Origin of the sequence: Rhodococcus sp. NPDC060084 (genome assembly GCF_042730335.1) — a bacterium.
Classification (GTDB): domain Bacteria; phylum Actinomycetota; class Actinomycetes; order Mycobacteriales; family Mycobacteriaceae; genus Rhodococcus.
In genome coordinates, this window is sequence record NZ_JBHWWX010000067.1 from 1 (window position 1) to 11,764 (window position 11,764).

The 11,764-nt window shown below is 68.2% G+C and carries 13 protein-coding genes and 2 tRNA genes; 7 read left to right on the top strand and 8 right to left on the bottom strand.

All coding sequences use genetic code 11. The features are described 5' to 3' along the window. Positions 1-101 precede the first annotated feature (101 nt). Positions 102-2,105: a TPM domain-containing protein gene (locus tag ACFWBU_RS20720; protein WP_378529111.1), complete on the bottom strand. Its 2,004-nt coding sequence runs from the start codon at positions 2,103-2,105 to the stop codon at positions 102-104. Positions 2,106-2,264: 159 nt separating this feature from the next. Between ACFWBU_RS20720 and ACFWBU_RS20725 the strand changes: the two genes are divergently transcribed. From ACFWBU_RS20725 to dnaG, 3 genes are all read left to right on the top strand, one after another. Beyond that, positions 2,265-2,885 (top strand): YdcF family protein, encoded by a 621-nt coding sequence (locus ACFWBU_RS20725; RefSeq protein ID WP_296550222.1) that lies wholly within the window; start codon positions 2,265-2,267, stop codon positions 2,883-2,885. Between the two features lie 103 nt (positions 2,886-2,988). Further along, on the top strand, positions 2,989-4,260 hold the full coding sequence (locus ACFWBU_RS20730; RefSeq protein ID WP_169620301.1) for a deoxyguanosinetriphosphate triphosphohydrolase: 1,272 nt from the start codon (positions 2,989-2,991) through the stop codon (positions 4,258-4,260). Between the two features lie 60 nt (positions 4,261-4,320). Continuing rightward, a complete protein-coding gene (dnaG, locus tag ACFWBU_RS20735) occupies positions 4,321-6,234 on the top strand; it encodes a DNA primase (RefSeq protein WP_169620300.1) in 1,914 nt (637 codons plus the stop codon). Between the two features lie 4 nt (positions 6,235-6,238). On the opposite strand, the gene ACFWBU_RS20740 is transcribed toward dnaG, so the two are convergent. Beyond that, complete coding sequence (locus tag ACFWBU_RS20740) at positions 6,239-6,484, bottom strand: hypothetical protein (protein ID WP_206036732.1); 246 nt, start codon at positions 6,482-6,484, stop codon at positions 6,239-6,241. 150 nt (positions 6,485-6,634) lie between these two features. On the opposite strand from ACFWBU_RS20740, the gene ACFWBU_RS20745 reads away from it, so the two are divergent. Next, positions 6,635-6,707 (top strand) — tRNA-Asn (locus tag ACFWBU_RS20745). A 184-nt stretch (positions 6,708-6,891) separates the two neighbouring features. Beyond that, a tRNA-Ile gene (locus ACFWBU_RS20750) sits at positions 6,892-6,965 on the top strand. Between the two features lie 2 nt (positions 6,966-6,967). Here the strand turns inward: ACFWBU_RS20750 and ACFWBU_RS20755 are convergent. The 3 genes from ACFWBU_RS20755 to ACFWBU_RS20765 all read right to left on the bottom strand — a co-directional run bounded on the left by ACFWBU_RS20755 (position 6,968) and on the right by ACFWBU_RS20765 (position 8,596). Then, complete coding sequence (locus ACFWBU_RS20755; protein WP_378529113.1) at positions 6,968-7,384, bottom strand: VOC family protein; 417 nt, start codon at positions 7,382-7,384, stop codon at positions 6,968-6,970. Positions 7,385-7,464: 80 nt separating this feature from the next. After that, on the bottom strand, positions 7,465-8,025 hold the full coding sequence (locus ACFWBU_RS20760) for a GNAT family N-acetyltransferase (protein ID WP_169620272.1): 561 nt from the start codon (positions 8,023-8,025) through the stop codon (positions 7,465-7,467). A 40-nt stretch (positions 8,026-8,065) separates the two neighbouring features. Next, positions 8,066-8,596: a MarR family winged helix-turn-helix transcriptional regulator gene (locus ACFWBU_RS20765; RefSeq protein ID WP_296550107.1), complete on the bottom strand. Its 531-nt coding sequence runs from the start codon at positions 8,594-8,596 to the stop codon at positions 8,066-8,068. Positions 8,597-8,686: 90 nt separating this feature from the next. Here ACFWBU_RS20765 and ACFWBU_RS20770 point away from each other — a divergent pair, with 90 nt between their 5' ends. Further along, positions 8,687-9,328 (top strand): FMN-dependent NADH-azoreductase, encoded by a 642-nt coding sequence (locus ACFWBU_RS20770; protein WP_296550106.1) that lies wholly within the window; start codon positions 8,687-8,689, stop codon positions 9,326-9,328. Between the two features lie 54 nt (positions 9,329-9,382). On the opposite strand, the gene ACFWBU_RS20775 is transcribed toward ACFWBU_RS20770, so the two are convergent. Further along, positions 9,383-9,820 carry a VOC family protein gene (locus tag ACFWBU_RS20775; RefSeq protein WP_378529114.1) on the bottom strand — a complete coding sequence of 146 codons (438 nt, stop codon included), beginning with the start codon at positions 9,818-9,820 and terminating at the stop codon, positions 9,383-9,385. A gap of 1 nt (position 9,821) precedes the next feature. Next, positions 9,822-10,394, bottom strand: coding sequence for a DinB family protein (locus ACFWBU_RS20780; protein WP_169620268.1), 573 nt, complete (start codon positions 10,392-10,394; stop codon positions 9,822-9,824). Between the two features lie 62 nt (positions 10,395-10,456). Here ACFWBU_RS20780 and ACFWBU_RS20785 point away from each other — a divergent pair, with 62 nt between their 5' ends. Continuing rightward, a complete protein-coding gene (locus ACFWBU_RS20785; RefSeq protein WP_378529115.1) occupies positions 10,457-11,419 on the top strand; it encodes a helix-turn-helix transcriptional regulator in 963 nt (320 codons plus the stop codon). 40 nt (positions 11,420-11,459) lie between these two features. Here ACFWBU_RS20785 and ACFWBU_RS20790 read toward each other — a convergent pair whose 3' ends face one another. After that, positions 11,460-11,639, bottom strand: a complete 180-nt coding sequence (locus tag ACFWBU_RS20790; RefSeq protein ID WP_169620267.1) for a hypothetical protein — start codon at positions 11,637-11,639, stop codon at positions 11,460-11,462. Positions 11,640-11,764 lie beyond the last annotated feature (125 nt).

The window sequence follows — 11,764 nt, forward strand, 5'->3', positions numbered from 1 at the left end:
GCCCTCCCGTATCACGGGAGGGCCGGCGAGTCTTTGTGAACTCGGGTGAGTTGTTGCCCGCTGAGCGGGCATTTTCCCACCAGGGTTTTACCTGTGCGGCGTCAGAACCTGCCGCCGCTCGACCCGCCGAATCCGCCTCCGCCGCCCCCGAAGCCGCCGCCTCCGAAGCCTCCGCCTCCGAAGCCACCACCGTGCCCGCCGCCCCCGAGAACGCTGTTGATGAGGATGCCACCCAGCACGGCACCGGCGATGTTGCCTCCCGACGAACCGCCACCGCGCGGCGGGTTGCGACGTTCCCACGACTCGACATCCCGGCGTGCGGCGCTCAAGGCGCGGGACGCGAGGGCCGACGCCGTCTGGGCGTGCTGCAGCGCCTGGGCTGCGTCCGTCGACGCCAGCTGCCGGGCCGCGTCCAGATGGCGCTGCGCCTCCGACAGCCTCGTGCGTGCCTCCGCGCCGACGACGCCGCGTCGCGTGCCGATGAAATCGGATGCGGCGGTGACCTGTGCCTGGGCGGCGGTCAGATCCTGCTCGAGCCGCCGGCGGGCCCGCGCTTCCTCCTCTCGAGCCGCGCGGGTCTGCGCCCGCAGGGCATCGAGGCGCGCGTCGGTTTCCACGACCCGCGTGAAACTTCCCAGCGGGTCGGTGTGCTGCGCGGCCCGTGCATGCTCGAGTGCCTCCTGGGCGGCTCGGCGCGCTTCGGCGAGTTCCGGGCCACCTGCGGCAACGAGCCCTTCGGCGTCGGCAATGCCTTGCGCCGCATCTTCCATGGCAGCCGGAAGAGTCGCGATCGCGTGGCGGATGTCCTCCGCGGCGTGCTCGACACCGTCGAGGAGCGTTGCCGCGTGTCCGAGTGCGCGTTCGGACTCGCGGATCGCGCGGACCGCGTCACCTTGCTCACCCGCCGGACGCGACACTGCGACCCGGCCTTCATCGATGGCCTTCTCGGCGTACTCGATCTCCTCGACCGCGAGCGACACGTTGTCCTTGACGGGCGCGAGCGCCTCCGCCGGGAATTCTTCGGTCAGCTGCGCGAGGGCGGCCTCGCCCTGCGGGATACGTGCCCGCAGGCCGATGGCGCGCTGTGTCAGTGCGTCGAGCCGGTCGGGAGCGTCGAGCAACAGGTCCCGCATCCGGTCGAACGCCTCCACCTGCGCGTCGAGCTCGCGGTCGGCCTGCCCGCACGACGAGACGAGCTGCACCAGCATCTCGCGCTGTTGCTCCGGGGTCTCCGGGATGTCGTCGTCGAGACGCTGCCGGATCTCGAACGCGTTCGCGAGCGCGGCCTGCGCCTGCCGGTACGCCCGGTCGAACGGCTGAACTGCCGTGTCGCCGAATTCGCCGCGCGCCAGCTCGAGTGCTTCCGAACTCGAGCGCACTGCGTTGTCCGTCTCCACCAGTACCTTCTGGGCATGCAGCTCGAGACCCTCGAGCGGGAGCGCGGCCAGTGCGCCGGTATCGGCGGGATCGATCGCCGCTGCGCGCGCGGCGGCCGTCTCGGCACGCTTGCGCTTGGACCGCCGCGAATATGCGTAGACGCCGCCGGCACCCGCGGCGATCACGCCGCCACCGACGAGCAGTGTCGTGGTGGGCGCGCTCGAGGGCGTCAACGCGGCATCGAGGCCGTCCGCCGCGGCCACGGCGGCGCCCGCCCAGTCACCGGTGCGCAGCGCGGGCGTGATGTCGTTCGAGCTGATGCGGTTGCGTTCCGACTGGGAAATATCCGATCCGTTCGGGGTCCACAACGCGAACTCGCGGTCGTCGGTGGCGACGGCGAGCAGGGCGGTGTCCGGACCGAAGTTGCTGGCCCGCGCGGTCGCCTGCGCCCAGGCGTCGTAGTTCTGGCCGTCGAAGGTCGACACATACGTGACCCACAGTTGCAGGCGGTGCTCGTCGTACAACGTGTCCACCGCCTGCTGGATACGTGCGACGTCGTCGGCATCGAGGACTCCGGCGCTGTCGCTGATCGGTGACTGGAGTCGTGACGGGGGCTCGGCCGACGCCGCGACGGGCATCAGCAGCCACGCGATCGCGGCGAGCAGGAGGGGTAGCAGCGCGGGCACGATCCGGGCGGGACGTCGGCGCGGGGACGATGCGTGGGGCATGACAACGAATCTAGTGGTTCGCGGGAACGAAGCACGGTCGGCGCGTCGCCCTGCTTCGTTCCCCGCGTCCACTGGCAGACTTGAGGGGTGAGTACCGCATCCCACCCCAGGGTCCCCGCGCCAGGCCGCGCCGAGGACGATCTCGGCACGGGCGCCCGCATCACCCGGTGGCTGAGGCGACTGGTGGTCGGTGCGCTGCTCGCCGCGATCCTCGTCGTCGGCGGAACGGCGATACGGGTGTGGCAGGTCGCCCGCATCGACGACAGGACGCCCGCCGACGCCATCGTCGTGCTCGGCGCCGCCCAGTACTCCGGCACACCGTCGTCGGTGTTCGAAGCACGACTCGAGCAGGCACTCAAGCTGTACGAGGCAGGGGTGTCGCCGATGATCGTCACCGTCGGTGGCAAGCAGGAAGGCGATCTGTTCACCGAAGCGGCCGCGGGCAAGAACTATCTCGTCTCCCGGGGCGTGCCCGCGGAGGCGATCATGGCGGTGGAAGAGGGATCCGACACGCTGCGCAGCGTAGAAGCCGTGAGCAGGGACATGGGCGAGCTGGGGTTGTCGTCGTCGGTGCTGGTGAGCGATCCGTGGCATTCGCTGCGCACCCGGACCATGGCCCGCGACTCGGGTCTCGACGCATGGACCGCGCCGACCCGTCAGGGCCCGGCGGTGTTCACCCGCAACTCGCAGTTTCACGCGATCGCCCGCGAAACGGGCGCGTTGATCTGGTACCAGATCACCCATTTCTCCGCGGACTTCCCGTACACAGCAGAGCAGTGACCGCGGGTGGGAGGCCGAGATGGTGAAGGACGAAGATATGGGTAGGCGTACATGTGAGTAGGGGCCGGGGGACGTACGGCCGGTGCGACGAAGGACGGATCTGATGCAGGGCTACAGCGAACACGATCTGGAGCGGCGTGTCGCCGAACCGCCGAAGCGCTCGGCGTTGATCGGTGCTGAACGGGCCGCCGCCGACCGCACCGCATTCGCGCGCGACCGCGCGCGGGTCCAGCACTCCGCTGCCCTGCGCAGGCTGGCCGACAAGACTCAGGTCGTCGGCCCTCGCGACGGTGACACTCCGCGCACCCGGCTCACGCACTCGATGGAGGTCGCGCAGATCGGCCGCAGCATCGCGGAGGGAATCGGCGCCGACGCCGATGTCGTGGACCTCGCGGGACTCGCCCACGACATCGGGCACCCGCCGTACGGGCACAACGGAGAGCGCGCCCTGGACGCGGTGGCGGCGCCGTGCGGAGGATTCGAAGGGAACGCGCAGAACCTGCGCATCCTGACGTGCCTGGAGCCCAAGGTTCTCTATCCGGACGGCACGAGCGCCGGCCTGAACCTCACCCGCGCCGCCCTCGACGCGACGCTCAAATATCCGTGGACGCGGCCGTCTCCGGGCGCGAAGTTCGGCGCGTACGACGACGACGTCGAAGTGCTGACGTGGGTGCGGGAGGGCGCGCCGGATCGCCGCAAATGCCTCGAGGCGCAGATCATGGACTGGTCCGACGACGTCGCGTACTCGGTGCACGACGTCGAGGACGGCGTCATCGACGGCCGGATCGACCTGCGGGTGCTCGGCGACGCGGACGCAGTGTCCGCGCTCATCGAACTGGGCATGCGCGAATTCTCCGATCTCGTCCCCGACGAACTCACCGAAGCAGCGAAACGATTGTCGGAGATGCCCGTCGTGATCGACGTCGGAACCTTCGACGGCACCCTGGCCAGTTCCGTCGCTCTCAAACGGCTCACCAGCGAACTCGTCGGCCGATACGCCACCGCCGCGATCCTGGGAACGCGGGAGGTCACCGGTGACCAACCCGTCACGAGATACGACGCCGACCTGGTGATCCCGCCCGTGGTCGCCGCCGAGGTGGCGTTGCTCAAGACGATGGCGCTGCAGTTCGTGATGTCCGACCGCGTGCACCGCACCCGGCAGGAGGCGCAGCGCGAGCGGATCCACCGCGTCGCGGAATGGCTGCTGCGGACGGCGCCGGTGGGCCTCGATCCGTTCTTCGCCGCGGCGTGGAAAGACGCACCCGACGACGCGGCGCGGGTGCGCGTGGTGGTCGATCAGATCGCGTCGTGCACCGAATCCCGGCTCGAGCGCATCGACCGGGACAGCCTCGCCGCGCAGGCCAGCTGGGGGTAGCACCGCGACGCGGGACCACCGCTGCGGGCGGCGGCGGCCGAGCGGCTTAGAATCGACGTCGTGGCCGGCCGAATTTCAGACAGAGACATCGCGGCCATTCGCGACCGCGCCCGCATCGAAGACATCGTCGGTGAATACGTCGCGCTCAAGCGAGGCGGCGCCGACTCCCTGAAGGGTCTGTGCCCGTTCCACGACGAGAAGTCGCCGTCGTTCCACGTGCGGCCCAACCACGGGCACTTCCATTGCTTCGGGTGCGGGGAGGGTGGCGACGTCTACTCGTTCCTGCAGAAGATCGAACACGTCAGTTTCGTCGAAGCCGTCGAGCAACTCGCGGAGCGCGTGGGCTACACTCTCAACTACGAAGGCGGCGGGCCGTCGGTCCAGCGCGACCGCGGTACCCGTGCCCGCCTCGTCGCCGCGAATGCCGCCGCCCAGGAGTTCTACGCCGAGCAACTGCGCACCCCGGGTGCCCAGGCGGCGCGCGACTACCTCACCGAGCGCAACTTCGACAGCGCCGCCGCCGAGACGTTCGGCTGCGGCTTCGCGCCCGCCGGATGGGACCTGCTCACCAAGCATCTTCTCGGTCGGGGGTTCGAGTTCGCAGAACTCGAGGCGGCCGGACTGTCGCGGGAGGGGCGCCGCGGACCCATCGACCGGTTCCACCGGCGACTGTTGTGGCCGATCCGCAATCTCTCCGGTGACGTCATCGGCTTCGGGGCGCGACGGCTGTACGACGACGACCAGATCACCGCGAAGTACATGAACACGCCGGAGACGCAGCTGTACAAGAAGTCCCAGGTGCTGTTCGGGTTGGACCTCGCGAAGCGCGAGATCGCCAAATCACACCAGGCGGTGATCGTCGAGGGTTACACCGACGTCATGGCCATGCATCTCGCCGGCGTGAAGACCGCCGTGGCCGCGTGCGGAACCGCCTTCGGCGACGAGCACCTGGCCATGCTGCGCCGCCTGCTCATGGACGACAGCTATTTCCGCGGCGAGGTCATCTACACCTTCGACGGTGACGACGCCGGCCGAGCCGCCGCGATGAAAGCATTCGAGGGCGACCAGAAGACGGCGGCGAAAACCTACGTCGCGATCGCCCCCAAGGGCATGGATCCCTGCGAACTCCGGCAGGAGTCCGGTGACGGCGCCGTGCGCGATCTCGTCGCCCGCAGGACTCCGATGTTCGAGTTCGTGGTGAAATCCATTCTCTCCGAACACAATCTGGACAACGCGGAGGGAAGGGTCGAGGCACTGCGCCGCTGCGTTCCGGTGGTCGCGCAGATCAAGGACCGCACCTTGCGCGACAACTACTCGGTGCAACTCGCGCACTGGGTGGGCTGGGACGACATTCCCGCGGTGCGACGCCGGGTGCAGGACGAAGCGCGGCGAGGTGCCCGCGCACCGGAAACGAAGTCCCGGGCCGGAGCCACCGTGGCGCCCCAGGCGCCCGCGTCGGCGTTGCGCCGCCCCCGCCCGAACGACCCGTCCCTGTGGCCGCAACGTGATGCGCTCAAGGCCGCCCTCCAGTACCCGGGCATTGCCGGAACCGTATTCGATTCGCTGCCCAAGGAGACCTTCACCGATCCGGCGTACGCAGCGGTCCGTACAGCGGTCGCTGCCGCGGGCGGCACCGGTTCGGGTATGGGTGGCGGCGAGTGGGTCGACGCGGTCGGCCGGGCAGCGAAGGACCCTGTCGCGCATTCGCTGGTGATGGAACTCGCAGTCGAGCCGATACCGGCCGAGGAAGACCGCATTCCGCGCTACATCGGCGGCGTGCTGGCACGCCTGCAAGAAGTGTGGGTGGGGGAGCAGGTCGCGGAACTGAAGTCGAAGTTGCAGCGCATCTCGCCCGCCACCGAATCGGACGAGTTCCACGCGCTGCTCGGCGACCTCATGGCACTCGAGCAGTACCGGCGGAGCTTGCTCGACCAGGCCATCGGCGATACGAGCGGCGACGGCCTGGCCGGCTGAGCAGCTACTTCTTGAGCTGATCCCGCGGGATCATGATCGTCGTGTGCTCGTCGATCGGCTTCATCGGCTCGAGCTTCGGTTGAGGACTCAGCGAGTCGGCGAGCTTCTGTCGTCCCACCTCGATCGCCTTCTTGGTGACCGGGCTCCCCGCCACCGCCCGCGCGGTCTTGCTGATCTGCTCGTATCGGGCACGACCCGCTTTGGTGCCGAGTACATAGCCCGCGGCGACTCCGACCAACAAACCCATCAATGTGCTGTCCTTCCACCCGTGGCTACGCGTCTGTTCCATCCTGCCTGATCTTGGCCCGGACGCGCACTGTGCAGGCGATTTGGCACCGCGGCGGGTTGAGCGCTATGGTTTTCCACGCACCGGGGGAAACCGCGGAGCACCGCAGGACAATCCCCTGTAGCTCAATTGGCAGAGCATTCGACTGTTAATCGAACGGTTGCTGGTTCGAGTCCAGCCGGGGGAGCGCGTGAAATCCTCCCACCCGTCGCAGGGTGGGAGGATTTTTCGTTTGTGGCCTGGGGCACCGGTCGGTGTGACGGTCGTGACACAACTGCGTCACCCCGTCTCGATTCGGCGGTGCCGCCCCAGGTACCATTCCGGAGCGCTGTCCGATGCGGCAGTGTTCTGCGGCGACACGTCGCCGCGGAGGGGCGGTAGCTCAGTCGGTTAGAGCCGTGGACTCATAATCCATTGGTCGCGGGTTCGAGCCCCGCCCGCCCCACCTCAGACCGCGTCGAGGGCGGGTTGCTCGACTGCCTCGAAACCGTTCCCGTCCTGATCGCGGAACGTGAACATCGGTGGTACGCCGTCCCAGAGGAGCACTTCACCGACGACGACGCCGCGCTCCTGTAGTTGCGTGTGCAGCGCCGCGGCATCGGACGTGGTGAGCCTGATTCCGGTCTCGATGCCCGCAGGAATGCCGTCGCCGGCAGGAACCAGCGCGATTGTCGTGCGGGCATCCGGTGGCGCGACGATGATCCAGCGGCCCCCGAGTTGTTCGAGCGGTACGTCCATTCGTGTCTCGAAGCCGAGTGTGTCGACGTAGAACGCGAGTGCGCGGTCTTGGTCGGTGACCGGTACCCCGATCGTCATCACGTCGATGAATGCGCTCCCGGTGTCTTCCATGATCAGGTCCTTCATCTCGGAAACGTTGTCGAGTGGGTCGACTCGTCGCCACGGTGGAACTCATCGCGAGACGAGCCCGGCGCACCGAGAAGCGACTACCGGCGCTGTTCCCACTCGGCTCGGGTGAGGGAGTACTCGACGTCGCCGTGTTCGGATCCCTCGATCGCCTCGGCCCAGTCCCCGGTGAAGCTTCGTACGAACAGCAGACCTGCCTTTTCCAGCACGCGCCGGGAGCGCGTGTTGACCGCCATCGTGTTCGCGGTGACCCGCTCCACTCCGAGGTCGGTGAACCCCTTGTCGATCAGAGCGCGCGATCCCTCCGTGGCCAGGCCCTTGCCCCAGGCGGCCCTGTTCAGTCGGTAGCCGAGTTCGACTACGGCGGAGCGATGGTCATCCAGGGGGCGGAACTCGAACCAGCCCAGGAAGATTCCGGTGTCCCTGTCTTCCGCTGCCCAGTAGCCGCGGGTGCCGAAGCACGGGTACTCGTGCAAGAGCCGTGGCAGCGTCTGCGTTCGGACAACTTCGAGGCTCGCGGCGCGGCCGCCGTTGATGAAGCGCATGACGTCGGGGTCGTTGTCGAGTGCTACGAGGTTGCCGGCATCGGTGCCGGTGAAGGGACGCAGCACCAGCCGCCCGGATTTCAGGAAGACATCCATGTCCGCGATCCTCACACGAGCGGCCGTGCCGGTTGGCGGATCAACTGTCCGTGGACTCCGGGCACTCGGCCGGACCCGCCGTGAGTGCCGCGTTGATGGTCCGGGCGGCATCGCCGAGCGCGGCGAACTGGCCGGGAGTGAGAACGTCGACGACGAGACGACGCGCCTCCCGGACGTGGCCCGGCGCGGTCTTTTCGAGCTTCGCAAGTCCGGCATCGGTGAGCCACGCTTCGGCTCGCCGACCGCCGCGGACGGTGCAGCTGCGCCGCTCGACCCATCCCGACCGCTCGAGTCTGGTGATCGCGTGGGACAGGCGGGACAGTGATCCCTGTGCCAACGGGGCCAGCTCGCTGAGAATCAGGGTGCGGTCCGGCGCCTCGGCCAGCACGGCGAGGATGTGGTACTCGAACGAATTCATCCCCGCGTCTCGCTTGAGCTGCGCGTCCATGGCGGGGGGAAGCGTCGACAGCAGTTCGACGAGGGATACCCAATCGCGCAGTTGGTCCGGTGACAGCCAGAGGGTCTCGTCATCGCCGGAGGAAGCGGATGCGCGGGTGTTTTCGACGCTCACACGAACACCGTACCCGACGTGTTGAACATTCAAGTCGTCGCGTGTAACGTCCGACTTGAACATTCAAGTCCGTAACTCTCGGGAGAAATCATGCACCTACTCCGTATCGACGCCAGCATTCAAGGCGACCGCTCCGCAAGCAGCGCGTTGGCCGATCTCGTTCTCGATCGGGTCACCGCTGCGCACCCCGCGGTTCCCGTCGTCCGGCGGCACCTCGGTCAGGACCCCCTGCCGTCCGACGCCTGGGGAAATGCCCTGGCCGGAAGTGCCACGCCGGAACAGGATCGCAACGAGCCGCAGCGCCATGCACTCGCCCTCGCAGAGCGACTCGCGACCGAGTTGCAGCAGGCTACGGCAGTCGTTCTGGCGTTCCCGCTCTACAACTACGGCGTCTCACAGCACGTGAAAGCATGGATCGATCTCACCGTGGTCGGCGCCGAGCACGGCGTTCGGCTTCTCGACGGCACGCCCACCGTCCTGGTCGTCACACGCGGCGGTGCGTACGGACCCGGGACTCCGCGCGACGGCTGGGACCACAGCACCGGCTACGCACGTCGGATTCTCGTCGACCACTGGGGTGCGGACCTCACGATCGTCGAGCGCGACTTCACCCTCGTCGGCGTGAACCCCGCCCTCGACGAGTTCACCGAGACAGCGGTGACGATGCGCAAAACCGCGGAGGAGTCGGCGATCTCGGCCGGCGAGTCCCTCGCCGCCCGGCACGCCGCCTAGCCGGTACGCCTCCGGGTCCGAGGCCCCGCATGGCCCGTGACTTGTGCACGACCGTCAATCGAGGCAGAACTCGTTACCTTCGGGATCGGTCATCACGATGTGTCCGGCGTCGAGTGGGGGAGCGGGCTCGTGGCGTCGAACCCGCTCGGCTCCGCGGGCCACGAGCCGCTCGGCTTCCTTCTCCAACAGCTCCATTCGGGCGTCGCCGTCCGTTTCGGGTGCCGCTCGAACGTCGAGATGCACTCGGTTCTTGACCTGCTTTCCTTCCGGAACTCGCTGGAAGAACAGTCGTGGTCCGGCTCCCTCGGGATCGACGACAGCGGACGCGTCGTTGTGGTGTTCCGGTGGCACTCCCATTGCTTCGAGTGCTTCCTCCCAGGACGCGAAACCCGGGGGCGGGGCCTGCACCTCGTAGCCGAGGACGTCGGCCCAGAACTGGGCGAGTTTTGCGGGATCACCGCAGTCGAACGTGATCTGGATGTCGCGGGCCATGTCAGCCCACCTCCTGTCGAGTCGAACGGCGGGTGTGCAGATAGAGGTCGCGGAGCAGGCACACCTCCGAGAGGTGATGGATCAGCTCGCGGTTGATGTGCAGAACCAGGGTCGCCATCGGGTAGTCGGCGTACGGACCCTCCGCCTCCCCGCAGGGGCGGAACAATCCCTCTTCCCCGAGCGATTCGACACCGGCGGCCCAGGTCGCGTATTCCGCGTCGAGTTGGGCGAGCGCCTCGTCCGCGGTCGCGGCGTACTCGAACGAGGCGTAGTCGGTGGGTGCCCGTCCGAAGTGCGACGCGTTGCGCATCGCGAGTACTCCGACGATGACGTGGCCGAGGCGCCACGCGATCGTCGTGAACGGCGGCGGGTCCGGCTCCGGAAATGCGAAGTCGATCGTCATGGCGCCGCTGCCGGCCTGCACGGGTGCGGTGCCGGTGCCTCGCGGGCGCACGTTCCAGCAATCGGGAGCGGGTTCCCAGAAGTACTCCTCGTCGGTGAGTCCGTCGAGGCGACTGCGTACCGGGGTGGCGAGCTGGTCTCGCAGGAGAGAATTCCAGTGTCGGTCCGTCATGGGTACAAGCGTCCCCCACATTCCGGACAGGATCGTTCCGTGATCGTGCGACGATGGAAATCGTGACCGTCGAGGCGACGACCGAACGGGTGCTGCGGTTGCTGGCGCTGCTGCAGAGCCGGCCGTCCTGGACTGCCGCGGACCTCGCGGTGGAACTGAGGGTCACCGACCGGTCGGTGCGCCGCGACGTGGAGCGGTTGCGGGCACTGGGGTATCCCGTCCGCGCCACCGCGGGCGTCGGCGGCGGTTACCAGCTCGGCGCCGGAACACGATTGCCTCCGTTGCTCTTTCACGACGAAGAGGCAATTGCGACAGCGGTCTCGTTGCGGCTGGCGTCGGGAAGCACGATCACCGGATCGGCCGAGGCGTCGCTGCGGGCGCTCGCGAAACTGGACCAGGTCATGCCGCCGCGACTGCGGGCGGAGGTGCGGGCGGTGTACGGGGCGATGGAGACCTTGGTGGGACCCGACATCGAGATCGACGCCGACACGCTGATGGTTCTGGCCCGGGCCTGCCGCGACGCGGTGCGCGTGCGGTTCCGGTACACCGATCGTGACGGGGAGGGCCGGGAACGCACGACCGAACCGGTGCGCTTGGTCGTCGCCGGCCACCGCTGGTATCTGATGGCCTGGGACATCGACCGCGACGACTGGCGTACCTTCCGGCTCGACCGGATGGGCGACGTGACGGCGACGACCTGGCGGTTCCGCCCGAGGGACTACCCGGACCCGATTTCCTACGTGCAACGCGCCGTCACCGAGGCGCCCTACCGATATCTTGCGCGGGTGCGGGTGCATGCCCCCGCCCACCGGGTCCGGGAATTGGTGCCGCCCCAGGTCGGCCGCGTCGACGACGAGCACGACGGTTGGTGTGTGCTCGTCGTCGGCGGGCAGGACCTGGATTGGCTCGCCATGCACGTCGCGCGACTGGGTTTCGACGCCGTGGTCCTGGAGCCTCCCGAATTGCGGGAGGCGGCACGGACTCTCGCGCAGCGACTCTCGGCGATGGCGACTGCTCCGGAGTGAACCCGACCGGCGGAGTCGGTGGGCTCGGTGGTTCGACACCTCAGTCGACACCACCGCGGATCCAGTTCTGGATCCGCCAGATCACGTTGTACAGATTCCACGGGGCGACGTGGTAGGTGTCCCACTCCTGGCCCACATAGGCGGTCCACTCGGGGATCCGGCCACAGCAGATCCGGTGACCGAACACGGTGAACAGGGTGTTGCAGAGTGCAGCGCGCATCAGGTTTCTCCTGACTCGGGGCGGCCCCGGGCCGGGGCTAGCCTTGGTGCTGCGCGTTGTGCATGGACGCGACAGTACGCGGTGCTACCGACATGAAAGGGCGTCGGCCGGGCATCCTCGTACGC